This window comes from Bradyrhizobium sp. 137, from assembly GCF_023074095.1.
Lineage (GTDB): Bacteria > Pseudomonadota > Alphaproteobacteria > Rhizobiales > Xanthobacteraceae > Bradyrhizobium.
This window is the reverse complement of the sequence record NZ_JADPKU010000129.1, coordinates 206,272-231,575: the sequence shown is the minus strand read 5'-3', so window position 1 is coordinate 231,575 and position 25,304 is coordinate 206,272. Positions and strand designations below refer to the sequence as shown.

Sequence of the window (25,304 nt, the reverse complement as noted above, 5' to 3'; positions counted from 1 at the left end):
GGGACGACCCTGCCTAGAAAGGAGGGTCGTCATGGCCTGGAGTATCCTGTTGATCGCCGGGCTTCTCGAGATCACCTGGGCGATCGGCCTGAAATACACCGAGGGCTTTACCAGGCCTGTTCCGTCCGTCGTCACGCTCGCGGCCATGGCCGGCAGCGTCATCTTGCTCGGACTCGCTCTCAAATCACTGCCCGTCGGAACCGCCTACGCTGTCTGGACCGGAATCGGCGCGGTCGGCACCGCGACGCTCGGCATCATCCTGTTCGGCGAGCCGGCCACGGCGTTCCGCCTCGCCAGCATCGCGCTCATCGTCGCCGGAATTGCGGGCCTAAAGTTCGTTACTTGACGAAGATCTTGACCACCCACCAGGTCAGCGCGGCGACGATGGCCGAGGCCGGGATCGTGATCACCCAGGCATAGACGATCGAGCTCGCGACGTTCCAGCGCACCGCCGAGACGCGGCGGGCGGCGCCGACGCCGACGATGGCGCCGGTGATGGTGTGGGTGGTCGAGACGGGAACGCCGAGGAAGGTCGCCATGAACAGGGTCGCAGCGCCCCCGGTCTCGGCGCAAAAGCCCTGCATGGGCGTCAATTTGGTGATGCGCAGGCCCATTGTGCGGACGATGCGCCAGCCGCCCATCAGCGTGCCCAGCGCCATCGCGGCCTGGCAGGACAGCACGACCCAGAACGGCACCGAGAATTCGCTGCCGAGATGACCCTGCGAATAGAGCAGCACCGCGATGATGCCCATCGTCTTCTGGGCGTCGTTGCCGCCATGGCCGAGCGAATAGAGCGAGGCGGAGGCGAATTGCAGGATGCGGAAGGCGCGATCGACGGCGAAGGGCGTCGAGCGCACCGAGGCCCAGGACACGATCGCCACCAGCATCATTGCGAGCAGGAAGCCGACCAGGGGCGACAGCACGATTGCCAGCACCGTCTTCGACAATCCGCTCCACACTGCCGCCGAAATGCCCGCCTTGGCCATGCCGCCGCCGACGAGCCCGCCGATCAGCGCATGCGAGGACGATGACGGGATGCCGAGCGCCCAGGTCACGAGGTTCCAGACGATGGCCCCGACCAAGGCCGCAAAGATCACTTGGGCGTCGACGATGGAGGGATCGATGATGCCGGTACCGATGGTCTGGGCGACGTGCAACCCGAACACCATGAAGGCGACGAAATTGAAGAACGCGGCCCAGAATACCGCAAATTGTGGCCGCAGCACGCGGGTCGAGACGATGGTCGCGATCGAATTGGCGGCGTCATGGAGCCCGTTCAAGAAATCGAACAGCAGCGCGACGGCGATCAAGCCGACCAGGACGGGAAGAGCCAACGCAGCATCCACAGCGGCCCTGCCTCAGTTTTTTCGCATGATCTCCGCGCAAACGCGTTCAGCGCTTGTCGCGAAGGAAAACCGCGGCACATTTTTCCGGATCATGCGTTACACTTGCTCGATCACGATGCTGTTGATCTCGTTGGCGACGTCGTCGAAACGGTCGGCCACCTTCTCGAGATGGTCGTAGATCTCTGCGCCGACGATGAAATCCATCGCGTTGCCCGCGCGATGCTTGAGGAACAGCTCCTTCAGCCCGATGTCATGGAGGTCGTCGACGCGGCCCTCCAGCTTGCCCAGCTCTTCGGTGATCGCCGTCAGCATGGCGACGTTCGGGCCGATCGACTGCATCAGCGGCAGCGCGCGCCCGACCAGATTGGCGCATTCGATCAGAAGCCCGCCGATCTCGCGCATCGGCGGCTCGAAGGCGCGGACCTCGAACAGCATCACGGCTTTCGCCGTCTGCTGCATCTGGTCGATGGCGTCGTCCATCGAGGTGATCAGGTTCTTGATGTCGCCGCGGTCGAACGGAGTGATGAAGGTGCGGCGCACCGCCGTCAGCACTTCGCGGGTGATGTTGTCGGCGTCGTTCTCGAACTGGTTGACGCGCTGGCAATAGACCGGCGTTTCCTCGCCCCCGTTGAGCATGCTCTGGAGCGCGATCGAGCCCTGGATCACGGTCTGGGCATGACGGTCGAACAGGTCGAAGAACCGTTCCTCCTTGGGCAGGAAAGCACGAAACCATCGCATCATGGGGATAGGCTACCGGTTGGAAAAATGGCCTGGCCCGAATGGGCCGTCATGAAACTGTCATAGACCATTTTCGATCCACGCGCGTGTCATCTCACGCCCGCGGCGCCGGATCATCCACCGCTTTCGAGCGACCGGTAAACCGATTTTAAATCAGCTACTTAGAGCGATCGCCGGAAGTAATGCGCGATTTCGCCGATGACCCCGCGGCGGAAGGTGAGCACGCAGATCACGAAGATCGCGCCTTGGATCACCGTCACCCATTGGCCGAAGCCCGCCAGATATTGCTGCATGGCGATGATCACGAAGGCGCCGATCACGGGACCGAAGATGGTTCCGAGACCGCCGACCAGCGTCATCAGGACGACCTCGCCCGACATCGACCAGTGCACGTCGGTGAGCGAGGCGTTCTGCGCCACGAACACTTTCAGCGCACCGGCAAAGCCGGCCAGCGTGCCCGACAGGATGAAGGCCAGGAACTTGTACTGGTCGGTACGGTAGCCGAGCGAGATCGCCCGCGGCTCACTCTCGCGGATCGCCTTCAGGACCTCGCCGAACGGCGAGTTGATGATGCGGAAGATCAAGAGGAAGCCGGCGAGGAAGCCGACCAGCACGACATAGTAGAGCACGGTCGGCTTGGACAGATCGAGTACACCGAACATGTACCCTTGTGGAATGCCCTGGATGCCATCCTCGCCATGGGTGAACGGCGCCTGCAGGTAGATGAAATAAAGAAGCTGCGACAGCGCCAGCGTGATCATCGAGAAATAGATGCCCTGGCGACGGATCGAGATGTAGCCGGTCACGATCGACAGCACGAACGCGGCGGCGACGCCGACGAGGATGCCGAGCTCGGGCGGAAGCGCCCATACCTTCAGCGCATGTGCGCTGCAGTAGCCGGCAGTCCCCAGGAACATCGCGTGCCCGAACGACAGCAGGCCGCCATAGCCGACCAGCAGATTGAAGGCGCAGGCGAGCAGCGCAAAGCACAGCGCCTGCATCACGAAGAACGGATAGACTCCTGTGAACGGCACCGACGCCAAGAGCAGCGCCATCACTACGAACACGATCATCTCGTCGCGCACCGTGCGCGGGGTTACCGGCAGCGTGTCGTCCGTCAAGGCTGTCATATCAGGCCGCCCTTCCCGTCAATCCCGTTGGCTTCACCAAGAGCACCAGCACCATCAGCACGAACACGACGGTGTTGGAGGCCTCGGGGTAGAAATATTTGGTCAGGCCCTCGATCACACCGAGCGCAAAGCCGGTGATGATCGAGCCCATGATCGATCCCATGCCGCCGATCACGACCACCGCGAACACGACGATGATGAGGTCGGCGCCCATCAGCGGCCGCACCTGGTTGATCGGCGCCGAGAGCACGCCGGCGAGCGCGGCAAGGCCGACGCCGAGACCATAGGTCAGCGTGATCATGCGCGGCACGTTGACGCCGAAGGCGCGCACCAGCGTCGGGTTCTCGGTGGCGGCACGCAGGTAAGCGCCGAGCCGCGTCTTCTCGATCAGGAACCAGGTCGCAAGGCACACCACCAGCGAGAACACGACCACCCAGCCGCGATACACGGGCAGGAACATGAAGCCGAGGTTCATGCCGCCCTTGAGCTGGTCCGGAATGGCGTAAGGCAGGCCGGAGGAGCCGAAATAGTTCTGGAACACGCCCTGCACGATCAGCGCGATGCCGAAGGTCAGGAGCAGGCCGTAGAGGTGGTCGAGCCCGGTCAGCCATTGCAGCATGGTCCGCTCCAGGATCATGCCGAAAATGCCGACGATGATGGGCGCCAGCAGCAACGCCCACCAATAATTGATGCCGCCGAGGTTCAGCAGGAAATATGCGACGAAGGCGCCCATCATGTAGAGCGCGCCGTGGGCGAAATTGATGATGTTGAGCATGCCGAAGATCACGGCAAGCCCGAGACTGAGCAGCGCGTAGAACGAGCCGTTGATCAGTCCCACCAGTAGCTGAGCGTAAAGAGCCTGCATCGATCCCGCACCCGGTCCCTTCGGCGTTCCCTTAAAAAGTTGCTCGCAAGCCTGATGGCCTGCGGGCCGTCATCTTACTTCTTCAAGAGCGCGCACTTGCTCTCGGACAGCGGCGTAAAGGCCTGATCGCCCGGCACCGTGCCGACCAGCTTGTAGAAGTCCCACGGTCCCTTGGACTCCGAGGGCTTCTTCACCTCGAATAGATAGGCGTTGTGAATGGTGCGGCCGTTGGGCTGGATCTCGCCCTTGCCGAACAGATCGTCCTCGGTCGGCATCGACTTCATCTTCTCGACCACCTTGACGCCGTCATGCGGATTGCCGCCGAGCGCTTCGAGGGCCTTGAGATAGTGCCGCACGCCCGCATAGACGCCGGCCTGCACCATGGTCGGCGGCGCATTGTTCTTCATCTTCTCGGCGAAGCGCTTGGAGAACGCCCGGGTCTGGTCGTTCATGTCCCAATAGAACGTCTCGGTGAAGTTGAGGCCCTGCGCCGTCTCGAGGCCGATCGCCTTGACGTCGGTGAGGAAGAGCAGCAGCGCCGCCAGCTTCTGACCGCCCTTGACGATGCCGAACTCGGCCGCCTGCTTGATGGTGTTGGTGGTGTCGCCGCCGGCATTGGCCAGGCCGATGATCTTGGCCTTGGAGGCCTGCGCCTGAAGCAGGAACGAGGAGAAGTCCGGCGTGTTCAGCGGATGCTTGACGCCGCCGACCACCTTGCCGCCGTTGGCGGTGATGACCGCCGTGGTGTCGCGCTCGAGCGCCGCGCCGAAGGCGTAATCCGCGGTCAGGAAGAACCAGGTGTCGCCGCCGGCCTTGACCAGCGCCTGGCCGGTGGTGTGGGCCAGCATGTAAGTGTCGTAGGTCCAGTGCACGGTATTGGGCGAGCACTGCGCGTTGGAGAGGTCCGAGGTCGCCGCACCGGAATTGATATAGACGCCGTTCTTTTCCTTGATGACGTTGTTGACGGCGAGCGCGACGCCCGAGTTCGGCACATCGACGATGACGTCGACCTTGTCCACGTCGAACCATTGCCGCGCGATCGCGGTGCCGATGTCGGGCTTGTTCTGGTGATCGCCCGAGATGATGTCGATCTTCCAGCCCTTCGCCGCGAGGCCAGAATCCTCAACGGCCATCTGCGCGGCAAGCGTCGAGCCCGGCCCGCCGAGATCGGCGTAGAGGCCGGACTGATCGGATAGCGCGCCGATCTTGACGGACTTGTCCTGCGCGGACGCGACGCCTGCTGCGGCGAAGGTAAGCGCGGTCGTCAGCAGCAATGACGCAATCGACCTGGTCTTCATGCAACTTTCCTTTTTGAATTTTTTCGTTGGCAGTTCTAGACACCCAAATAGGTGTGGAGCTTGTCCATGTTGGCGGCAAGCTCCGCATTGGAGAATCCGTCGATGATCTTGCCGTGCTCGACCACGTAATAGCGGTCGGCAACAGTGGATGCGAAGCGGAAGTTCTGCTCGACGAGAAGGATGGTGAAGCCTTCCTTCTTGAGCCGCGCAATGGTGTGGCCGATCTGCTGGATGATGACGGGCGCAAGGCCCTCCGTCGGCTCGTCCAGCATCAGGAAGCTCGCGCCCGTGCGCAGGATGCGCGCGATCGCCAGCATCTGCTGCTCACCGCCCGAGAGCTTGGTGCCCTGGCTGTTGAGCCGCTCCTTCAGGTTCGGGAACAGGTCGAAGATCTGATCGAGCGGCAGCCCGCCTTCGCGGACCACCGGGGGCAGCAGCAAATTCTCCCGCACGTCGAGACTGGAGAATATGCCCCGCTCCTCGGGGCAGAAGGCGATACCCATCCGCGCGATCTTGTCGGAGGTCGCGCGGATGATGTCCTGATTGTTGAACTTCACCGAGCCGGTTCGCTTGCCGATGATGCCCATGATCGATTTCAACGTGGTCGTCTTGCCGGCGCCGTTGCGCCCGAGCAGGGTGACGACCTCGCCCGCATTCACGTCGAAGTTGATCCCGTGCAGGATGTGGGACTCGCCGTACCAGGCTTCCAGGTTGCGGACTTGAAGGATGTTTCCGCCGGTCGCGGCCTTTGCCGGAGCCTCGGCGATCGCAGTGTCAGGCATGACCGGCTCCCAGATAGGCTTCCTTGACGCGCTCGTCCTTGGTGAGCTCGGAGTAATGGCCCTGCGCGAGCACCTGCCCGCGCGTCAGCACGGTGATGATGTCGGAGAGATTGGCCACGACGCTCAAATTATGCTCGACCATCAGGATGGTATATTTCGCGGAGATGCGCTTGATCAGCGCCGCGATCTTGTCGATGTCCTCGTGACCCATGCCGGCCATCGGCTCGTCCAGCAGCATCATCTCGGGGTCGAGCGCGAGCGTGGTTGCGATCTCCAGTGCGCGCTTGCGTCCGTAGGGCATCTCGACCGCCGGCGTATTGGCAAACTCGCTGAGGCCGACATCGTTCAACAGCTCGCGCGCGCGATCGTTGAAGCGGTTGAGCACGGATTTGGAGCGCCAGAAGTCGAACGAAGAGCCGTGCTGGCGCTGAAGGGCGACGCGGACGTTCTCCAGCGCGGTGAGATGCGGAAAAACCGCCGAAATCTGGAACGAGCGAACCAAGCCCATGCGCGCCACGTCGGCCGGCGCCATCGCAGTAATGTCCTGTCCCTTGTACAGGATCTTTCCGGCAGACGGTTTGAGGAACTTGGTCAAAAGATTGAAGCACGTCGTCTTGCCGGCCCCGTTCGGACCGATCAACGCATGAATGCTCCCACGGCGAACCTTGAGCGCAACGTCGCGGACGGCGAAGAAGCCCGCGAACTCCTTGGTCAAGCCTTCCGTTTCGAGAATGAACTCATCGGCCAAACAGATTTCCCCCTGCCCGCGCGACGCGCTGGCCGCGCGTGGCTGTCCTTGTTGCTTCGGCTTTCCGGAGGCCTTGGAGCCCCTCCGGAACGCCGCCTCCGGGCGCGGAATATGCCGGAGGTGACGGGGGTTAGGCAAGGCGGAAAGCTGAGCAGATCAGGCCTCCGGCTGGGATACAAATGCTCCCTTAGTCGGAGATGTTTTGATGTCGTGCCTGCCCGGCCTCCCGGTTCGCAAGGCACCGGTCGTCAAGCCGTCGTTAACGGTCTTTCGTCTCCCGCGCCAGCCTTCATAGAAAATTTTCCCGCGGCATGGATCATGTGCGGGTTTTGACATGCCGGGAATATTGTTTTGGATTTCGCAAGCGCCGCGCCCTCCGTCGTCAAGTCGATCAGGCAGCGTGATCTCCTGAACACGTGGCTGCGACTTTATGCGCGCCAGCAGGTCGCACCGGCGATCTGGGAGTACCAGCCCGCGCGGCTCGAGGAAGAGCTGTCCGATCTCATCTATTACACGGTAGACAATTCGACGCCGACGCCGCACCTGATCATCCAGAGCGAAGGCACGCGCATTTCGCGCGCCTATGGCCACAGCGGCAAGGGCATCCTGCTGCACGACTATGTCGGACCGCGGCTCGCGCCCTTCGTGATGCCCATCTATCACGAATGCGTTGCGCGCGGGCTTCCGATCTACAGCGTTGCCGACATCGACGACATCTACGGTCGCATCGTCGCCTATGAACGGCTGTTGCTGCCGTTCTTGACCGAGGACAAGGTCAGCCACATCATCGCGTCGGTGAAGACCTTCTGCGAGGACGGCGGCTTCGAGATCAAGAATCTGATGCGCGGAAATGACGCGCCGCCGCGTCCGAGACTGCGCGTCGTGATCGACCGCGACCTCTTTCATCGCGCGCCTGGTCGCATCGCAGCAGCCGACGTGGTCGAGATCGCCGACCAGTCCGGCCCAAGCGTCACCGCCGAGACCATCGAACTGAATTAGCGCGCCTTGGCTTCAGCGTTCTTGGCGCCGACTTCCTTGGCATAGATATCGGGCTTGAATCCGACCAGCAGCTTGCCGCCAATTTCCAGCACCGGCCGCTTGATCATCGATGGTTGCGCTAGCATCAACGCCAGCGCCTTCTTCTCGCCGAGCCCTTCCTTGTCGGAATCAGGGAGCTTTTTGAAAGTCGTGCCGGCGCGATTGAGCAACGTCTCCCAGCCGACCTTTTCGCTCCATTGCTTGAGCTTGTCCTTCTCGACTCCCGCCGTCTTGTAGTCGTGAAACTCGTAAGGCACGCCATGGCTGTCGAGCCAGGTGCGCGCCTTTTTCATGGTGTCGCAGTTCTTGATGCCGTAGATGATGTTGGGCAAGTCGTCCTCGCGCATGCGTCGCATGGTGACCGCAGCGTTGTACGAAACTCCGGTTCGCGCGACAATATTGCGAACGACGCCATTTGCCGAACGGATGGACTATGCACGTCACTCACGACCCCGCGGCCGCCGCCTCGCCGGCCATCGACTTCAACAGCTTCCTCGCGGTCGATATCCGCGTCGGCACCATCGTCGACGCCAAGCCGTTTCCGGAGGCGCGCAAGCCGGCCTTTCGGCTATGGATCGACTTCGGCCCTGCGATCGGCGTCCGCAAGAGCTCGGCGCAGATCACCGAAAATCATCCGCTCGAGACGCTGGTGGGGCTGCAGGTCGCGGCCGTCGTCAATTTCCCGCCGCGCCAGATCGGCCCGGTCGTATCCGAGGTGTTGACCCTCGGTTTCCCCGATGCTGCCGGCAAGGTCGTGCTGGTGCAGCCGAGCAAGCCCGTGCCCAACGGCGGACGGCTGTTCTAGCGGCACACGAGCCAAGAGCCGCCCCGCCGCCGCTGGCAGGGCGCGTCAGCCACTTCACCGCCTTATCTCCCGGTCCGGCGCCGGCAGGTCTTGACCTCGCTGCCGCTCTGCTTTAAAAATGACTGATCGATCGGTTTTTATGTAGATCACCGAGAATTTGTGCGTCGCTGACAAAACTCCAAAGTGATCAATCTGTCAGTTATTTATGGACTGAGCCGATGCCCAAGATCAGCGACAAGAAGCGCGAAGGCCGGCGGCAGCAGATCCTCGAAGCGGCCCTCGCCTGCTTTGCCGAGAACGGTTTTCACCAGACCGGCATGGCCGATATCGTCAAGCGATCGGGCTTGAGCCATGGCGCGGTCTATCTCTATTTCCAGAGCAAGGACGATCTGATCGAAGCGCTCGCGGACGACCGGCATCGCCGTGAGGCCGTGCTCAACTCGGTCGCTCAAGGATCGGGCGATCCGATCGAAAGGCTGCACGCGCTGGTCCGCGTCTACGCGCAATGGCTTACCGATCCCGCCGGCGAGCCCCGCCGCCGTGTCGGCATTCATGGCTGGGCCGAAGCGCTGCGCAACCGCCGCGTCCGCAGCAGCGTCGTCGAAGGCATCGACATGCCGCGCGCGCTGATCGTGGCGCTGGTCGAGCGCGGCCAGCATGACGGACTCATCAAGCGCGACCTCGGCGCCGAGGCGATCGCGCGCGTGCTGATCGCAATTTTCCAGGGTTTTGTGCTGCAACAATGCTGGGGCGAGGATTTTGACGTCGACGCCTGCATGATGGCCGTTGACAGCGTGGTCGACGGCCTGCGCACGACCAAGGCGGACGTCAAGCGACGAACCAGGACATGAACGATGACCTGGATATATGAACTCCTCGCCGGCGCCGGCGTCGGTCTGGTCGCGGGATTGGCATCGGGCTTCTCGGGCACGAGCCCCGGCGGCGGCCTCGTCATCTTCTCCGTGCTGTTGCTCGGCGCCGAGCAGCACGTCGCCCAGGGCACATCTCTGATCGCACAAGTGCCGCCGACGGGCCTTGCGGGCGTACGCCGCTACTGGCAGAGCGGCAACCGCAGCCCGCTGCAATGGATCGTCTGGATCGGCATCGGATTTCTCATCGGCGGCGCCAGCGGTAGTTATGCTGCGGCCGCCACGCCCGACACAGTGCTGCAATGGACCTACGTCATCTATCTCGTCGCGCTGATCGCAGTGCTGGCGCTACGCCGCGACCGCAAGGACGGCGAGAGCAAGGCCGGCGATCCCGCCGAATTGCCGTGGCTCCCTCTGCTGCTTGTCGGCGTGCTCGCGGGCTTTTCGTCCGGCTTCATGGGCATCGGCGGCGGCCTCGCGATCACCGTCGGCCTCGCCGCGGGCCTGCGCGTACCGCAGCATCAGGCACAGCTCGTCAGCCTCATCTTCTCGGTGATCCCGACCAACAGTCCGGCGGCCTGGATTTACTGGAGCAAGGGACTGATGGTCAGCTGGCCGGCCATCATCGGCATTCTGGCCGGCCTCTGGATCGGCACCGATCTCGGCGCACGCATAGCCAATGGCGTCAGCAAATCGGTGCTGCGCCGGACCATGATCGCCCTCGTCGCGCTGATGGCGCTCTATATGACGTACAAGGCGCTGGGCTAGCCTCACGGCCGTTTCGGAATATTCAGCCCGCGCTGCACCGCCGGACGCGCGAGACCTCGTTCAAGCCAAGCGCCGACCGATTTGAACTGGCTGAACTCGACGAGTTCGCCTGCGCCGTAGAAGCCGATGAGATTACGCACCCAGCCGAGCATCGAGATGTCGGCGATCGTGTAATCGTCATCCATGAACCAGTGCCGGCCGGCGAGTTGCGTCTCCATCACGCCGAGCAAGCGCTTGGACTCGCTCACGTAGCGTTCGAGTGGCCGCCTGTCCTCGAAATCCTTGCCGGCAAATTTGTGGAAAAAGCCCACCTGGCCGAACATCGGCCCGATGCCGCCCATCTGGAAATGCACCCATTGGATGGTCTGATAGCGGCGTGCGGCGTCTTCCGGCAGAAGCTTGCCGGTCTTCTCGGCGAGGTATTGCAGGATCGCCCCGGATTCGAACAGCGGTAGCGGCCTGCCGCCCGGGCCGTTCGGATCGAGGATCGCCGGGATCTTGCCGTTCGGATTGAGCGAGAGGAATTCGGTCGTCTTCTGGTCGTCCTTGCCGAAATCGACGAGGTGGACTTCGTAAGGCAATCCAATCTCTTCCAGCATAATCGAGACCTTGACGCCGTTCGGCGTCGGCAAGGAATAGAGCTGAAGCAGTTCGGGATGTTTCGCCGGCCAACGCTTGGTGATGGGAAAGGCGGAGAGATCGGACATCGAGACCTGTGGTGCATGGACTGAGGCGTGCACAATCTAGGCAGGACGCCGTCCGGCGCAAGTCACGATTCGTCCCGGCGAACCCGCGCTTATGGCGGCAGCGTTGCGAGCGCCACGATCGGAATCATTGCTTCATGTTGCAATCGGTACTCGATGAACCGTTGGCCCGTGATCAACAGCAGGGCCGTAAAGGCAACCGCGAGCATCGCGGTCGCCAATTGGCAGGTGTCATACATAGTTATCTTGTCCCTCAGCAGCCTTTGGCTTCAACGTCGGCTCAGGAACCATGTTCCTTGGCCGCTTGAAAATATTGCTACTTTTTCCCGGTCATCGAGACAAAGCCCCTTGCGCTGTTCCAAGCGCCCGCGCAGGGACCATTAAGCCTTCCAAGCGTTATCGCCGGATGAGCATCGAGAAGCGCGCACTGCTGGACCATGCTGAGCGGTGCCGCCGCGTCGCCGGCGATCTCGCACATAGCGAAGCTGCGCGGCGGCTGCAGTCCATGGCCGAGGAGTACGAACAGAGAGCAGCAAGGCTGGACGACGATGGCGTTCATCTGAAGCAGAGTTATCCTCGCCGGCGCTACACGGGAGACGGAAGCGATCGCGAGGGCTAAGGAGGGCTCAATAGTTGATCTCCATTCTCAGGCCTCGCGGATCGATCTCGTCGTCGCCGACACGTTGCGTGCTCTCGCGCGCCGCGACCGCGCAGGCGCAGGCATCGATCAGATCGTCACGGCCGATGCCGGTGCGATAGCGAAGCGTCAGCCATGTCTCGATCTTGGTGAAGCCCCGGTCTCTCAGCAGAGCAATACGCTGCGCTTGACCACGCGGTGACGTCTTCGGCTCAAGCCGAACTCGTCCGGCCAGATTCCAGAAGATCAATTCAGGATGGGCCTCGCCGATCGTCGGTTGCCGCGCCGGCGCCATGGCATCGTCGACCTCCTTGAGCTTGTCTCTGATGTTCCAGAGCTGCGCCGATACGCCCCTGCCCTTGCCCTCCTGATCCCAGTAATAGCGATTCGCCGCAGCCATATCCGGGAACGTCCACAGGTCGCGGCGCGCGCCGAGAAACACGGCAGGGCCGATCAATTCGCGCGCACGCAGATCGCAAGCGCGATAGCCGCTCGGATTCAAGCCGATCGGCATGTCGATCATCGCGCGCGCATGCGGCAACGCGAGCAGGCGCGTCAGGCCCGGTGAGTAATCGAAGCCGTGATCGCCGCGCTCATCGATCCAGGCAGCGACCCAGCCGAAGCGAAATCCATCGAGACCGAGATAGGTTGGCACTCATTCGTCCATGTCTTGCGTCCATATCTTGCAATTTCACACGCGCCGTTGCTTGACAACCGCGGGTTGCCTCCCGCGGCCTCGCGAGCACTTCCGTTCGCGACCGACAACATGAACCGAGCGATGCTGTACCGCTACGAAAGATTTGCGCGACTGTCGAACGGCCTTCGGCCAATCCGATGTCGCATGCCCGGCTCATCGGAGCGATCTTGCCTAACCGCAAGATCGACAGTCCGCTTCTCACGGACCCTCCCGAGCCTGCCGCTCCGGAGGGTTTTTTGTTGCCCGCGGCGCTTCTCCGAAGCCTCGGTTGCGTGGATCACTACCTCGAAGACGGCGTTGAATTAATGCGAAAGGACAGCGAATCCGGACGCGGGACTGCGCCTGGAACCAGCGAAATCTCTGACAGGAGCCGCGCGTCCACTCTGTGGTGCGCGCAGGAAGTGAAGCAGGAATCACGGCCATGCGACGATCCGATCCCTACATGGAACGCGCCCGCGAGCTCTGCCTCGCCGCCGGTATCGATCCCGACTCGCGCGTCGGCGAAGGACGCGGCCAGCCGGCCTGGTGCTCGTACCGCGACGCCGCGCGCAAGGAGCATCTCGCCCGCGAAGCCAACACCGCCGCGAGCGAGCTCGCGAAGCTGCGCCCGCAGGAGGCGCGCTTCCAGAATGCGCCGCTGAAGATCTTCGGTCCGCATGAGGAGGCGACCGTGGCGCAGATGCGCAACTGCATGGCGGTCGGCAATGTCGTATCCGGCGTGATCTGCGCCGACGGCCATCTCGGTTATGCCCAGCCGGTCGGCGGCGTCATCGCCTATGAGAAGCAGATCAGCATCTCCGGCGTCGGCTTCGACATCGGCTGCGGCAACATGGCCGCAAAGCTCGACACGCGCTTCGACGATATCGTCGACATCGTGCCCACGATCATCCGCGACGTCGCCAAGACGATCTCGTTCGGTGTCGGCCGGGCCAATGCCGAGCGGGCCGAGCACGCGCTGTTCGACGACGGCGATGCCTGGCGCGAGAGCGACATGGAGGCCTATCGTCAGAAGGCGGTGAGCCAGCTCGGCACGGTCGGATCGGGCAACCACTATGTCGATCTCATGCGCGACGAGGAAGGCTTTGTTTGGGTCGGTGTCCACTTCGGAAGCCGCGGCCTCGGGCACACCTCCGCGACGCGCTATCTCAAGGCCGCCGGCGGCAAGGATGGCATGAACGTGCCGCCTGCCGTGGTCGACGAGGAGTCCGAGCTCGGCCGCCGCTACATCGCGGCGATGCAGCTCGCCGGACGTTACGCCTATGCCGGCCGCGAGTGGGTCGTCGAGCGCGTCCGCCGGATCATCGGCGGCAGCGTGACCGAGAGCGTGCACAACCACCACAACTACGCCTGGCGCGAGACCCACGACGGCCGTGATTTGTGGGTGGTGCGCAAGGGCGCGACGCCGGCGTTTCCGGGCCAGAAGGGATTCGTCGGCGGCTCGATGGGTGACGACGCCGTCATCCTCGAGGGCGTCGACAGCCCCGAAGCCAAGGCCTCGCTGTACTCGACCGTGCACGGCGCCGGCCGCCTGTTCGGACGAAGGGAGGCGAAGCGGCGCTTCTCGCGCGCGGAGATGGACCGATGGCTGAGCGAGCGCGGAGTCACCCTTGTTGGTGCCGACCTCGATGAGAGCCCGATGGCCTATCGCCGCCTGCCGGACGTGCTGGCGCAGCACGCCGGCACCGTGCGGGTGCTGCACACGCTGCGGCCGTTCGCCGTCGCCATGGCCGGCGAAGGCGAGTTCGATCCGTGGAAGGACTGACGAGGACGGGCGGGAGGCAACGCCTCCGGCTCACCTTGTGTCTGGCACAGCCGACGAGCCAGGCCGAACTCTCGTCATGTCGCGCCGACCGCCTGATAGGCCAGACGCTTGAACTCGAAGAAAAAGGGATTCCAGAACCCCATGTAGCGCTGGGCCATCAGCACGCCGGCGGTGTTGGCGTCAGGGCAGATCCACCAATGGGTGCCTGCAAGCCCGCCCCACTGGAATTCACCGGTCGAGTTCGGCGGATCAAACGGCGTCGGCGCGAAGGTGACGGCGCCACCGAGACCGAACCCCTTGCCGGGGATCGGCCCGAGATTGGCGAAGCGGATGGTCTGGCCAGCGGGCAGCTGGTTCGTCATCATCAGCCGCAGCGTCTCCGGCTTCAGCAGCGCATCAGAACCGGGCAGCAACGCGCGCACCAGCGCCAGCATGTCGGGCAAGGTCGAGACCAGACCGCCGCCGCCGGACAGCCGCGGCAACGGCCGCCGATAGGCCTGCGAATAAGGCAGATGGTCGGCCCGCGTGAGGCCGGGCTTCATGGGATCGAGCACATCAGCGCCGTTATAGAGTGCCACCAGCCTGCCCTGCTGCGCTTCCGGCACATAGAAGCCTGTATCGGTCATGCCGAGCGGATCGAAGATGCGCGCCTTGAGGAAAGCGTCGAACTGCTGGCCGGAGACGACCTCGACGACGCGGCCGAGCACGTCGGTCGCCACCGAATATTCCCAGCCGGTGCCGGGATGATAGGACAAGGGCAGATCGGCAAGCCGGTCGATCATGTCGGCGAGCGGCGTCAGCGGATTGAGCACGCGCGCCTCGTTGTAGCCTTTGAACAGCACCGTGCCCGGATCGAAGATGCCGTAGCTGAGCCCGGACGTGTGGGTCAGCAGCTGTCGGATCGTGATCGGGCCCCTCGCCGGCTCGACATCGGCAAGGCTCGCAGCCCCCGGCTTCAACACCGTGCGATGGCCGAGCTGCGGCAGAAATTTCTCGACGGGATCATCGAGCCCGACGCGGCCCTCCTCCACCAGCAGCATGATGGCGCAGGTGACGAAGATCTTTGTATTGGAAAATGCACGAAAAATGTGGTCGGGCCGAAGCGCGGTGTTGGCCTCGCGGTCGGCAAAGCCGACGCATTGCTGGTCGACGACATCGCGCCCCCGCAGCACAGCCCAAGATGCACCGGGGATGATCTCCTGATCGACGTAGCGCTGCATCGCCGTCCGCGCGGCGGAAAAATCAGGTGTCCTGGCGTCCATGTGTTTCCTCAAATTATGGTTGGGAACGATATAGCGCGAATTCGCCGGATATGAAGCCCGCGGCGCAGCTCATTCCTGCTTCATCAGCGCCGTCACGTGCAGGCGACGGCGAATCCGCATGCCCTGCCGCTGATAGAGCGCGATGGCGGACGCGTTGTTCGAAAATACGTGCAGGAAAGGAATTTCGCCGCGCGCCTCGATCTGCCGCGCGACCGCCGCGAGCAGCGCCTGCGCATAGCCGCGGCCGCGATGATCAGGATGCACGCACACGGCCGTCATTTCCGTGAAATTGCCTGGCTTCATCCGCTCGCCGGCCATGGCAACCAGCTCGCCGCCGGCACGGATGCCGAAGAACGTCCCCAGTTCGTGCGTGCGCAGCGCGAACGGGCCCGGCTTGGTCAGCTCTGTCAGCGCCATCATGGCGGGCACGTCGGCGGGTCCCAGCGTGACGATCTCGGCATCGCGGAGCGGGCTGTCGGCGGGCGATCCGATCATCTGCTCGCCGGTCTCGGCGAGCACGACCTTGAAGCCGGCGGGCACGTCGACCGGCTCCGGCGTAAACAGCGCAGCGACTTGCGATCCCGTCATGAGATCACCGAGCGCAGCAAAGCTTGCCGCGGACAGGTCGATCATGTCGGCAAACGGCGTCATGTCCACGGGATAGCGCAGCGCCCGCGGGCCGCCTTCGGCCAGATGCTTCTGACGCGTTGTCAGAGCGCTCCAGATCGGACGATCCAGCAGCGCCATATCGCTGTCGGACACCGGCCTAGTCCTTGTCGAAGCTGACGATCACGGCCGCATTGGCGATGAGGATGGGGTCGTTGGCCACTTCCGTGGCCGAGGGAATCTCCAGCCCGCCCTTGACTGCGTTGACAGTCACTGTGCCGTAAGGCAGCTCCTTGGCGACGGCTTCCTTGTCGACGGCTTCCGGATTGGGCACGGCGATCGTGACGTCGACAAACATGTCGTTCGCGGTCTTCCCGATCATCCGAAAAAAGCCGAGGCTCGAATGCCTGATCGCGTCCGACACCGCACGTTTCGCCGCCTTGGTGGCATCCCTGCCGTGGACGTCGACGCCCATGCCCATCTCGGTGACACAACGAACCCGGGTCATTTCATATTCCTGTGGTTGGTTGGATGTTGCCGCAAGTTGTTATCGCATTCGGGCTGGTCGGCATACCCCGTCATTGCGAGGAGCGAAGCGACGAAGCAATCCAGACTGCCTCTGCGGAACGGCTCTGGATTGCTTCGCTGCGCTCGCAATGACGGGTGTGGCGAAGTGTCGAACACACTTACGCCTTTGACTTTTCATGCGCCCGCAGCTCGTCGACCAGCACCCGCACGTTCTCCGAATAATCGATCGGAATCGAGACGAGGTGCACGCCGCCCTCCTTGAAGGCCGCCTCCAGCGTCGGGCCGAAGCTGTCGATGCTCACGATGCGATGCCCCTTGGCGCCGTAGGCCTTGGCATAGACGACAAAGTCCGGATTTCCAAAGGTCATGCCGTAATCGGCAAAATGATCTACCGCCTGCTTCCAGCGGATCATGCCGTAGGCGTTGTCCTCGAGCACCAGCACGACGAGATTGAGCTTGAGACGGACGGCACTCTCCAGCTCCTGGCTGTTCATCATGAAGCCGCCATCGCCGGCGACCGCGAGCACACGGCGGTCCGGATGGAGCATCGCGGCCATCATTGCCGACGGCAGGCCGGCACCCATCGTCGCCAGCGCATTGTCGAGCAGCAGCGTGTTGGCAACGCGAGTGCGGTAGTTGCGCGCGAACCAGATCTTGTACATGCCGTTGTCGAGCGCGACGATGCCGTTCTCCGGAATCACCTGGCGGATGTCGTGCACGATCCGCTGCGGTGTCGGCGGCCAGCGCGCCTCGGTGGCGCGATCGGCGATGTGCCTGAGAATCTCTTCGCGTAGCGGCAAAAGCGCCGCCGCCTGCGGCAGCTTGCCTTCGAGCCGATCGGCGAGCAGCTCCAGGCTCGGGCCGACGTCGCCGACGACCTCGGCGTCTGGAAAATAGACCAGCTCCACGCTCGCCGGTGTATAGCTCACGTGAATCACCTTCGGCCCCGCCGGCCCCATGATGAAGGGTGGCTTCTCGATGGGGTCGTGGCCGATCGCGACGATCAGGTCGGCGGCATCGATCGCGTCATGAACGTAGTCGCGTTCGGACAGCGCGGCGGTCCCCATATAGAGGTTGGTGCCGCCGGGCACGGTGCCCTTGCCCATCTGCGTGGTGAAGAAGGGAATGCCGGTCCGCCGCACGAAGCTTGCGATGCCATGCGTCGACCGCGGCCGGCTGGTCGCAGCGCCCATCATCACCAGCGGACGCTTTGCAGCCAGGATCATCTCGGCGGCACGGTCGAGTGCGGCACGATGGGCGACCGGAATTTCGATCGGATGGACAGGGATCACCGGGACGGCGGATACTTCGTCGCCCGCGATATCTTCTGGCAATTCGAGATGAACCGGCCCGGGCCGTTCTTCCATCGCGACGCGAAAGGCGTCGCGCACCACGGTCGGGATGCTGGAAGCGCTGACGATCTGCCGTGACAGCTTCGTCAGCGGCTTCATGGTCGCAACCACGTCGACGATCTGGAAGCGCGCCTGCCGGCTGCTCATGATCGGCTTCTGACCGGTGATCAGGATCATCGGCATCGCACCGAGATGCGCATAGGCCGCGCCGGTGGACAGATTAAGTGCGCCAGGTCCAAGCGTCGACAGACACACGCCGGGCCTGCCGGTCAGCCGCCCATGCGTGGCAGCCATGAAGGCGGCGGCCTGCTCGTGGCGCGTCAGGATCAGCTCGATCCTTGAGGTGCGGAGCGATTCGACGAGGTCGAGATTCTCCTCACCGGGGACACCGAAGATGCGGTCGACGCCCTCGTTCTCCAGCGCGGCGACAAACAAGTCCGATCCTTTGACTTTGTGGTCCTGTCCGCTCATGTGGTCTCCGCTTGCTGCACGTCCCACGCTCCGGGAGCGGCCGCATGGTAGCGGCTCGCGGCACGGGCACAACTCACAAAGAGGCGCGCGAGAGCTCCAGCCTCGTCATTGCGCGCGCAGCGAAGCAATCCAGCGTCTCTCCCGGATCCATTTCCTGCGCTCGCACTGAGAGAGTGTGGAGCGACAGCCTCCACCTCTCGCGTGTCCCGGCCGCGGTGTAGCACGCGTGACCGGCGGCTCCCGCGGCATCGCCGCGGCGATCTCCCGTCGGCCGGCGCAAGGGAAGCGCGGTTGCGATCTGCGCCATGCGAGGACCTCTTGACCTGCCCAAAGCGATTGACAGCAGGAGATACCTGACTAAAGTCAGACATCATGCTCGACCCCGTCTCCCGCGTCCGCCGCTTCAACCGCGCCGTCACTTCCGCTGTCGGTGCACTGGATACCTCGTTCCTGGGCCGCGGCCGGCCGCTTGGCGCGGCGCGGGTGCTCAACGCGATCGGCCACGGCCGCTCGGACGTGGCGGAAATCCGCGACTATCTCGGTCTTGATTCCGGATTGATGAGCCGGCTGCTTCGCAGCCTCGAGGACGAAGGGCTGATCGAGACCAATGCGCGCGAGGACGATGCGCGCCGGCGCATGGCAAAGCTCACGCGCGCGGGCCGGCGCGAGTTCGCAGCCTATGAGGCGCTGTCGAACGCGCAGGCGGACGGCATCCTCGCGCAACACTCGCAAGCCGAGGCGCTGCTGGCGGCGATGGACCTGATCGCCTCCGCGCTGACGCGCGAGCGTGTCACGCTGAACGAGATGGACCCGCAAGGCGCGGAGGCCCGCTATTGCCTCGGCGAGTACTATGCCGAGCTCGGGCGCCGCTTCAAGCAGGGCTTCGACGTGTCGCGCTCGCGTGATCCCGATGCCAAGGACATGCGCCGGCCGCGCGGCACATTCATCGTTGCGATCTCGGACACGCTGCCGATCGGCTGCGTCGGGCTGAAGGGCACCGATCACGGCTATGCCGAGATCAAGCGGCTGTGGGTTGCGCCCGCCGCGCGCGGATTGCGGCTCGGCCGCCGCCTGATGGATGCGACCGAAGATGCTGCGCGCGAGCTCGGCATCAGGCTGCTGCGGCTGGACACCAACAGCGCGCTGCCCGAGGCCGGCCAGCTTTACCGCAGCACCGGCTGGCGCGAGATTCCTCGCTTCAACGACGATCCCTATCCCGATCTGTTCTTCGAAAAGCGGCTGTGACGCCGCGAGGCGAATTCGCCTCCTGCCGCGTTATCCTTGCAGCATGGAGCTTCACGATGAACAGCGCCGATCTCGCCGACCGCTATCGCAATTACATCGCCTGCCTGAACCGGCAGGACTGGCCGGGCCTCGGCCAGTTCGTGCATGACGATGTCGTCCACAACGGCCGCCCGCTCGGCCTGTCTGGCTATCGTGCGATGTTGGAGCAGGACTTTCGCGACATCCCGGATCTGCGTTTCAACATCGCGCTGCTGACCTCAGATCCGCCCACCATCGCGTGCCGGCTGGCATTCGACTGCGCGCCGGTCGGACAATTCCTGGGACTCGAGGTGAACGGCAGGCGCGTGTCCTTTTGCGAGCACGTCTTCTACGCGTTTCACAATGGAAAGATCCGGCAGGTCTGGTCGGTGATCGACAAGGCGGCGATCGAGGCGCAGCTCTGATGCTGCGCCTCGATCACGAACTTATGCCGGCGCCGCTGCCACCTCGCCTTGCGGCTTTGCGAACGGGCGGAACGTCATTGCCATCAGGAAGGCCCCGAGACCCATCGCCCAGGAGGCGATATAGAGCCAGGCATAGCTCGAGAACGCGTCGTAGATCAGGCCGCCGGCGAGCGGACCGGTTGCCATGCCGAGGCTGCCGGCCATCGCCGTGCCGCCGATCACCGTGCCCATCATCTTGAGCGGAAAGTTCTCGCGGATGAGCACGGCGTAGAGCGGCATGGTGCCGGCATAGATGAAACCGAAGACGGCGCCGACCGCGTAGAACGTCGTGAGCTGATGCGCGAAGACGTAGGCGAGCGCACCGAACGCCTGGAGCAGGAGGCCGGAGACCAGCACCCGCTTGGCGCCGAAGCGGTCGCCGAGCACGCCGAAGGCGATGCGGCCGCCCAGGCCGGCAAAACCCTCGATGCTGTAGATCGTCACTGCCGCGACCAGCGGAATGCCGCAGCTCACGGCATAGCTGACGGTGTGGATGATCGGACCGGAATGGGTGGCGCAGCAGAAGAAGTTGGTGGCGAGCAGGATCAAAAATTGCGGCGAGCGCAATGCCTCGCCCATCGACAGCTCGCCCTGCCCGGCCCCCTCGCCCGTTGGTGCGGCGGCCGCGTGCGCGAGCGCCGGCGGACGGCGCACCAGGAACGAGACCGGGATCATGATGGCGCCGACCACCAGGGCGACAATCTGCATCGAGGTCCGCCAATCGTGGCCGGAAACGAGCCAGGCCGCGAACGGCGCCATCGTCATCGGCGCCATGCCCATGCCAGCCGACACCAGCGACACGGCGAGGCTGCGATGGGTCTCGAACCAGCCGGTCACGGTCGCCATCATCGGCGCGAAGATCGCCGCGCAGGCCGCCCCGACCAGGAGCCCGAACACAAACTGGAAAACGATCAGCGAGGTCGCATGGCTCGCGGCGAACAGGCTCAGCGCCAGCACGGTCGATCCCGTCAGCACCACCGGCCGCGGCCCGAATCGATCCGTCAGCGTGCCCCAGGCCATGCTGGTGAAGGCCATTGCCAGAAAGCCGATCGTCATCGCGCTGGAGATGCCGGTCACCGACCAGCCGGTGTCCTTCGCGATCGGCTGCAGGAACACCGGCAGCGAAAACATGCCGCCGATCGCGACGCAGCCGAGCAGGCCGCCGGCGGCGACGATCACCCAGCGATAGGGGGATTGGGTCATTTGGGTCTCCCGTTCAGGTCTGTCTTGCGTGGAAGACGAATGGGAACAGCCGGGGTCGACAAGCCGACGTAAAATTTTGCGGCACGTTTTGTGATCTGCCAATTAAAAGTCGCGAAAACAACCCCATGCACAGTAGCCGGGTGCTGCAAGATCAACGACTTAGGGTGCTGGCACCTCACGATGCGCGAGCCGCAATTTGACTCGTCGGGCAAAACAGCTGCACAATGGCATCATCCCACTGATCCCCTGGTCCACGATTGCGATCGTGACCATTCGTCCGTCCGCTCTCCAGACGCTCGCCGCGCCGCGTGCGGCTGTGTCCGACGATGCGTCGCGATGTGCTCCTCCATCGGCGCGCTGAAATGCAGGGAACCCGTCCATGCCCAAGATTGACCTCGCCAGGACGCCGGCCCGCAAGGGTTCCGGCTATCCGGCGCCCTTCAGCACCCCATGCGCCGACCGCATCCGGCAGCGGCTCGGTGATGCCGGAGGCCTGTCGGATTTCGGCGTCAACCTGATGCGCCTGCCGCCGGGCGGTTGGTCGAGCCAGCGGCACTGGCATTCGCACGAGGACGAATTCGTCTATGTGCTGGAAGGCGAAGTGACGCTGATCGAGAACGACGGCGAAACCGTGCTGCGCGCGGGCGATTGCGCCGCCTTTCCCAAGGCAAGCGGCAACGGCCATCACATGATCAACAGGTCGAATGCGACGGCGGTCTATCTCGAAATCGGCTCGCGCTCGCAAGACGACCTCATCACCTGCTCCGACATCGACATGATGAGCCCGGCATCCGACGGCCGCTTCCTGCACAAGGACGGCACGCCGTATCCGGACGCGTGATGCCCTGCATGACCATCCGCCCCCTCCTCCGCTACCCCGACCGCCGACTCGCGACGCCAGCGCGCCCCGTGACCGCGTTCGACGACGGCTTGCGCGAACTTGCGCACGACTTGCTCGACACGATGCGCGCCGCACCGGGCATCGGCATCACCGCGCCGCATATCGGAGTGCCCTTGCGCGTCGTGGTGCTCGAGCTCGACGCCAGGGACGACGGCCCGCTCACCTATGTCAATCCGGTCATTGAATGGGCCTCGCCCGAGATGATCCTGCATCGCGAAGGCAGCGTCTCGATGCCCGGCGTCAACGACGAGGTCCAGCGCCACGCGCGCGTGCGGATCAGCTATCAGGATCTCGACGGCAACACACGAACCGAGGAATCGGACGGCCTGCGCGCGGTGTGCCACCAGCACGAGATCGACCAACTCGACGGCATGTTCTGGATCCAGCGGCTGTCGCGGCTGAAGCGGGAGCGACTGGTGAAGCGGTTCGAGAAGATGTCGCGAAGTTGAGGCGTCGCCGGGGCGGCGATGAGGTTCAATCCCCTGCGCGCAGTAGCCTGATCTGCTTCAGTTCGCTGATGCTCATTCACATGAACAGTCATGGCCCGGCGGTCGTGGATAACGGCCTCTCCGTTGCTCGCGATCGGCTGGGACAGGCCGCGGTCCGAGGACCTATTTCAGCGGCAGAAAGAGCTCCGCGACCGTCTCATGCTCCGGCACCTCCGGGAAGAAGCTCAGCCGCTGGCAATAGATCGGGAAGTCGCGCGCTTCCTCGCCGCTGGCCGGAAGCCAGTCGCGATAAAGATAGAGCGCGGCGGGCTCCAGATTGTTGGTGTAGCCGACCACGCGCAGCACGGCGCAGCGGCCGCCGGGGATCTCGCCGGCCTTGATCCCTTCGCCATTGGCCACGATCGCCCGGTCGGTACCGACGCAAAGGTCCACGCTGTAGTCGGCGGGCGAGGCAGGACGCCGTTCGGAGCGCCAGACGTTGAAGGTCGGATTTGTCCTGGGGTGCAGGCCCGCTGCCTTGCGCCACGCGATGAAGCGCTGGAGGGTAGCTTGTAGCGTTGCCGGGTCGCCTCGATGCTCCATGATCGCCACCTTCGTGGTGGGCACATCGCGGATCGTCACGTCGTCACGGGTAAAGGTCGTCTGCATGAGCTTGCTCCTCGCGTTGTCGAGAGGCCCGAAGGCCGCAAGCCACGGTTCCCAGTCGGGAGATTTCCGGAACGACGACGGCGATTGCCCGAACCGTTGCCGAAAGGCGCGGGCGAAGGCGTCCGGTGCGTCGTAGCCGGCCTCGATCGCGATGTCCGTGACTCTCTGCGCGTCCGTGTAGGCGAGCTGATGCGAAGCGCGCTTCATGCGGGCGAGCTGGACATAGCGATGCACGGACAGCCCGAAGGTCGCCGAAAACTGCCGGTGGAAATGAAATTTCGAGAAGGCCGCAACACCGCTCAACGTGTCGAGGTCCAGATCATGGTCGAGATGCCGGTCGATATGGTCCAACACCCGTCGCATCCGGTCCTGATAGGTTTGCAGCGCCGCCTTCATCGTCCTTCCTCCGTGGCGGCTCCAGTTAGCTGCGGACGGCCATGGCGTGCTCGACCGATCTTGCGGTTTGTACTGTCGTCGCCCGGCTCGACCGGGCGACCCAGTACGCCGCGGCCTCTCGGTTCAATCATGATCGTCTCTGGATACTGGATCACCCAATCAAGTCGGACGATAACACCGAGCGTGTGGCGCGAACGGGCGCCTCGGCCACCCTACCCGCCCGCCATCAGCTCCTTCGCCAGCGCCATGTAGGCCGGCAGTGTCACGGGATCGTTGGCGGCGTTGCCCGCCATGGGATGCGAGGCATAGCGGGCGATCACCATTTCGGCTTTGGGATCGATGTAGATGCCCTGGCCGTGGACGCCGCGCGCCATATAGGCGCCGTGGGCATTGTGGCTGACCCACCATTGATTGCGGTAGGAGGCGCCCGGCAGCGTGGTGTAGCCGGCCGGCTTGAATTTCTGGGGATCGCCGCCGCGCGCGATGTCCTCGACCACAGACGAAGGCACGATCTGGCGGCCGTTGAAGCGGCCGTGATTGCGCATGGTCTCGCCGAAGCGGGCGAGATCGCGCAGTGTCGTGGAGAGACCGCCACCGCCGCTCTCGGTGCCGATGCGGTCGACGTGATAATGCGCGTCCTCCTCTGCACCCATCGGCTGCCAGATGCGCTCGGAGAGAAGATCGGACAGCGTCATGCCGCTGACGCGGCGGCAAATCCAGGCCAGCACGTCGGTGTTGATCGTCTTGTAGGCAAAGGCCTTGCCGTGCTCGCCCTGCTTCTTCTGCGCGATGAGGAAATCGAAGATCGTGGTCGCGCCGTCATAACCCGGCGGGATCGGCGCCATGCCGTTCGCACGTCGCAATCCCCACACATCCGAATTCTTGTCGGTGTAGACCTCCGTGTATGCGAGCCCCGTGGTCATATCCATGACCTCGTGCACGCGCGCGTCGGCGAACGCGCTTGCCTTCAGCTCCGGCACATAATCCGTGACGGGCGCCTGCGGATCGATCTTGCCCTCGGCGACCAGCATGCCCGCCAGCACGCCGGTGAACGACTTCGTCACCGACATCGCGATATGCGGTTTGTGCGGCTTCAAGGCACCGAAATAGCGCTCATAAATCAGCTTGCCCCGATGCAGCACCGCGATGCCGTCGGTGTAGGTCTCCTCCAGCATTTTTGCGAACGTAAGCGGGCGGCCGTCCATCGTAATCGAGGCGACCGCGCCGATGTCATGGTCCTCCCGCGGCAGCACCGACGCCGGCCCCGCCCCGCGCCAGACGTTCACCGTCGGCACCAGCTGGCGGATGTTGCTCCAGGCCCAGCGCAGTTCGGGGAAGCTGCGGAACGAGCCGTCCTGGAAGGTAATGGTGCGGTCGGGCGGCGGCGGAAAACCACGCATCCAGCCGAGGGTTTCGGGGTCGGTGGAGGTGGGCGTCGTGGGAGGTTGAGCGGTGGCGGCGGTCGACATAAACACAGCTCCGGAGGGCGGTGCAGTGTTGTATCATGGCGGAGCGCAACACACATCGGACGCCAGCGCTGGGCACCTGCGCGAGATCAGGACTACGGCAAGTCT

The 25,304-nt window shown here is 63.9% G+C and carries 28 protein-coding genes; 11 read left to right on the top strand and 17 right to left on the bottom strand.

What is annotated here, in order from left to right; translation table 11 throughout:
• Nucleotides 1-31 precede the first annotated feature (31 nt).
• Nucleotides 32-346, top strand: coding sequence for a quaternary ammonium compound efflux SMR transporter SugE (gene sugE / locus IVA78_RS33625; RefSeq protein WP_247281654.1), 315 nt, complete (start codon nucleotides 32-34; stop codon nucleotides 344-346).
• Here sugE and IVA78_RS33620 read toward each other — a convergent pair.
• The 7 genes from IVA78_RS33620 to IVA78_RS33590 form a co-directional block, all read right to left on the bottom strand.
• Nucleotides 339-1,346: an inorganic phosphate transporter gene (locus IVA78_RS33620; protein WP_247281655.1), complete on the bottom strand. Its 1,008-nt coding sequence runs from the start codon at nucleotides 1,344-1,346 to the stop codon at nucleotides 339-341. The two genes, sugE and IVA78_RS33620, sit on opposite strands and share 8 nt — an antisense overlap.
• Nucleotides 1,347-1,442: 96 nt before the next feature.
• The gene (locus IVA78_RS33615; protein WP_247281656.1) at nucleotides 1,443-2,087 is read right to left on the bottom strand and encodes a DUF47 domain-containing protein; all 645 of its coding nucleotides are present in this window, start codon (nucleotides 2,085-2,087) and stop codon (nucleotides 1,443-1,445) included.
• Nucleotides 2,088-2,245: 158 nt separating this feature from the next.
• Nucleotides 2,246-3,214, bottom strand: a complete 969-nt coding sequence (locus tag IVA78_RS33610; RefSeq protein WP_247449260.1) for a branched-chain amino acid ABC transporter permease — start codon at nucleotides 3,212-3,214, stop codon at nucleotides 2,246-2,248.
• A 1-nt stretch (nucleotide 3,215) separates the two neighbouring features.
• Nucleotides 3,216-4,079 (bottom strand): branched-chain amino acid ABC transporter permease, encoded by an 864-nt coding sequence (locus tag IVA78_RS33605; protein ID WP_247281658.1) that lies wholly within the window; start codon nucleotides 4,077-4,079, stop codon nucleotides 3,216-3,218.
• 74 nt (nucleotides 4,080-4,153) lie between these two features.
• Nucleotides 4,154-5,377 (bottom strand): ABC transporter substrate-binding protein, encoded by a 1,224-nt coding sequence (locus tag IVA78_RS33600; RefSeq protein ID WP_247281659.1) that lies wholly within the window; start codon nucleotides 5,375-5,377, stop codon nucleotides 4,154-4,156.
• Between the two features lie 35 nt (nucleotides 5,378-5,412).
• Entirely contained in the window at nucleotides 5,413-6,159 is a 747-nt protein-coding gene (locus IVA78_RS33595; RefSeq protein ID WP_247281660.1) for an ABC transporter ATP-binding protein, read from the bottom strand.
• Nucleotides 6,152-6,907 (bottom strand): ABC transporter ATP-binding protein, encoded by a 756-nt coding sequence (locus IVA78_RS33590; RefSeq protein WP_008551999.1) that lies wholly within the window; start codon nucleotides 6,905-6,907, stop codon nucleotides 6,152-6,154. Before IVA78_RS33590 ends, IVA78_RS33595 begins: the two co-directional genes overlap by 8 nt.
• A 351-nt stretch (nucleotides 6,908-7,258) precedes the next feature.
• On the opposite strand from IVA78_RS33590, the gene IVA78_RS33585 reads away from it, so the two are divergent.
• The gene (locus IVA78_RS33585; protein ID WP_247281661.1) at nucleotides 7,259-7,906 is read left to right on the top strand and encodes a hypothetical protein; all 648 of its coding nucleotides are present in this window, start codon (nucleotides 7,259-7,261) and stop codon (nucleotides 7,904-7,906) included.
• Here IVA78_RS33585 and IVA78_RS33580 read toward each other — a convergent pair.
• Nucleotides 7,903-8,277 carry an ArsC family reductase gene (locus IVA78_RS33580; RefSeq protein WP_247281689.1) on the bottom strand — a complete coding sequence of 125 codons (375 nt, stop codon included), beginning with the start codon at nucleotides 8,275-8,277 and terminating at the stop codon, nucleotides 7,903-7,905. The two genes, IVA78_RS33585 and IVA78_RS33580, sit on opposite strands and share 4 nt — an antisense overlap.
• A gap of 101 nt (nucleotides 8,278-8,378) precedes the next feature.
• Here IVA78_RS33580 and IVA78_RS33575 point away from each other — a divergent pair, with 101 nt between their 5' ends.
• From IVA78_RS33575 to IVA78_RS33565, 3 genes are all read left to right on the top strand, one after another.
• Entirely contained in the window at nucleotides 8,379-8,750 is a 372-nt protein-coding gene (locus IVA78_RS33575; protein WP_247281662.1) for a tRNA-binding protein, read from the top strand.
• Nucleotides 8,751-8,968: 218 nt separating this feature from the next.
• A complete protein-coding gene (locus IVA78_RS33570; protein ID WP_247281663.1) occupies nucleotides 8,969-9,601 on the top strand; it encodes a TetR/AcrR family transcriptional regulator in 633 nt (210 codons plus the stop codon).
• Between the two features lie 3 nt (nucleotides 9,602-9,604).
• A complete protein-coding gene (locus IVA78_RS33565; RefSeq protein WP_247281664.1) occupies nucleotides 9,605-10,387 on the top strand; it encodes a sulfite exporter TauE/SafE family protein in 783 nt (260 codons plus the stop codon).
• A gap of 2 nt (nucleotides 10,388-10,389) precedes the next feature.
• Here the strand turns inward: IVA78_RS33565 and IVA78_RS33560 are convergent, their stop codons facing one another.
• On the bottom strand, nucleotides 10,390-11,094 hold the full coding sequence (locus IVA78_RS33560) for a glutathione S-transferase N-terminal domain-containing protein (protein ID WP_247469462.1): 705 nt from the start codon (nucleotides 11,092-11,094) through the stop codon (nucleotides 10,390-10,392).
• 403 nt (nucleotides 11,095-11,497) lie between these two features.
• Here IVA78_RS33560 and IVA78_RS33555 point away from each other — a divergent pair, with 403 nt between their 5' ends.
• Nucleotides 11,498-11,710: a hypothetical protein gene (locus tag IVA78_RS33555; protein ID WP_247281666.1), complete on the top strand. Its 213-nt coding sequence runs from the start codon at nucleotides 11,498-11,500 to the stop codon at nucleotides 11,708-11,710.
• A 7-nt stretch (nucleotides 11,711-11,717) separates the two neighbouring features.
• On the opposite strand, the gene IVA78_RS33550 is transcribed toward IVA78_RS33555, so the two are convergent.
• Nucleotides 11,718-12,383, bottom strand: coding sequence for a DUF429 domain-containing protein (locus IVA78_RS33550; protein WP_247281667.1), 666 nt, complete (start codon nucleotides 12,381-12,383; stop codon nucleotides 11,718-11,720).
• A gap of 463 nt (nucleotides 12,384-12,846) precedes the next feature.
• Here IVA78_RS33550 and IVA78_RS33545 point away from each other — a divergent pair, with 463 nt between their 5' ends.
• On the top strand, nucleotides 12,847-14,187 hold the full coding sequence (locus IVA78_RS33545) for an RtcB family protein (RefSeq protein WP_247281668.1): 1,341 nt from the start codon (nucleotides 12,847-12,849) through the stop codon (nucleotides 14,185-14,187).
• Between the two features lie 74 nt (nucleotides 14,188-14,261).
• Here IVA78_RS33545 and IVA78_RS33540 read toward each other — a convergent pair whose 3' ends face one another.
• From IVA78_RS33540 to IVA78_RS33525, 4 genes are all read right to left on the bottom strand, one after another.
• Complete coding sequence (locus IVA78_RS33540) at nucleotides 14,262-15,449, bottom strand: serine hydrolase domain-containing protein (RefSeq protein WP_247449251.1); 1,188 nt, start codon at nucleotides 15,447-15,449, stop codon at nucleotides 14,262-14,264.
• Nucleotides 15,450-15,518: 69 nt separating this feature from the next.
• The gene (locus IVA78_RS33535; RefSeq protein ID WP_247281671.1) at nucleotides 15,519-16,211 is read right to left on the bottom strand and encodes a GNAT family N-acetyltransferase; all 693 of its coding nucleotides are present in this window, start codon (nucleotides 16,209-16,211) and stop codon (nucleotides 15,519-15,521) included.
• 4 nt (nucleotides 16,212-16,215) lie between these two features.
• On the bottom strand, nucleotides 16,216-16,563 hold the full coding sequence (locus tag IVA78_RS33530) for a Lin0512 family protein (protein ID WP_200454603.1): 348 nt from the start codon (nucleotides 16,561-16,563) through the stop codon (nucleotides 16,216-16,218).
• 178 nt (nucleotides 16,564-16,741) lie between these two features.
• Entirely contained in the window at nucleotides 16,742-18,406 is a 1,665-nt protein-coding gene (locus IVA78_RS33525) for an acetolactate synthase large subunit (protein ID WP_247281672.1), read from the bottom strand.
• A 372-nt stretch (nucleotides 18,407-18,778) separates the two neighbouring features.
• Here IVA78_RS33525 and IVA78_RS33520 point away from each other — a divergent pair, with 372 nt between their 5' ends.
• Nucleotides 18,779-19,651 carry a bifunctional helix-turn-helix transcriptional regulator/GNAT family N-acetyltransferase gene (locus IVA78_RS33520; protein WP_247281673.1) on the top strand — a complete coding sequence of 291 codons (873 nt, stop codon included), beginning with the start codon at nucleotides 18,779-18,781 and terminating at the stop codon, nucleotides 19,649-19,651.
• A 56-nt stretch (nucleotides 19,652-19,707) separates the two neighbouring features.
• Complete coding sequence (locus IVA78_RS33515) at nucleotides 19,708-20,094, top strand: ester cyclase (protein WP_247449248.1); 387 nt, start codon at nucleotides 19,708-19,710, stop codon at nucleotides 20,092-20,094.
• 21 nt (nucleotides 20,095-20,115) lie between these two features.
• Here IVA78_RS33515 and IVA78_RS33510 read toward each other — a convergent pair whose 3' ends face one another.
• A complete protein-coding gene (locus IVA78_RS33510) occupies nucleotides 20,116-21,336 on the bottom strand; it encodes an MFS transporter (RefSeq protein ID WP_247281675.1) in 1,221 nt (406 codons plus the stop codon).
• Between the two features lie 379 nt (nucleotides 21,337-21,715).
• On the opposite strand from IVA78_RS33510, the gene IVA78_RS33505 reads away from it, so the two are divergent.
• Together IVA78_RS33505 and IVA78_RS33500 are read left to right on the top strand one after the other, a co-directional pair.
• Nucleotides 21,716-22,177, top strand: a complete 462-nt coding sequence (locus IVA78_RS33505; RefSeq protein WP_247281676.1) for a cupin domain-containing protein — start codon at nucleotides 21,716-21,718, stop codon at nucleotides 22,175-22,177.
• Nucleotides 22,178-22,185: 8 nt separating this feature from the next.
• Nucleotides 22,186-22,686 carry a peptide deformylase gene (locus IVA78_RS33500; RefSeq protein ID WP_247281677.1) on the top strand — a complete coding sequence of 167 codons (501 nt, stop codon included), beginning with the start codon at nucleotides 22,186-22,188 and terminating at the stop codon, nucleotides 22,684-22,686.
• Between the two features lie 162 nt (nucleotides 22,687-22,848).
• Here IVA78_RS33500 and IVA78_RS33495 read toward each other — a convergent pair whose 3' ends face one another.
• The gene (locus IVA78_RS33495) at nucleotides 22,849-23,730 is read right to left on the bottom strand and encodes an AraC family transcriptional regulator (RefSeq protein WP_247281678.1); all 882 of its coding nucleotides are present in this window, start codon (nucleotides 23,728-23,730) and stop codon (nucleotides 22,849-22,851) included.
• Between the two features lie 212 nt (nucleotides 23,731-23,942).
• Nucleotides 23,943-25,199, bottom strand: coding sequence for a serine hydrolase (locus tag IVA78_RS33490; RefSeq protein WP_247281679.1), 1,257 nt, complete (start codon nucleotides 25,197-25,199; stop codon nucleotides 23,943-23,945).
• Nucleotides 25,200-25,304 lie beyond the last annotated feature (105 nt).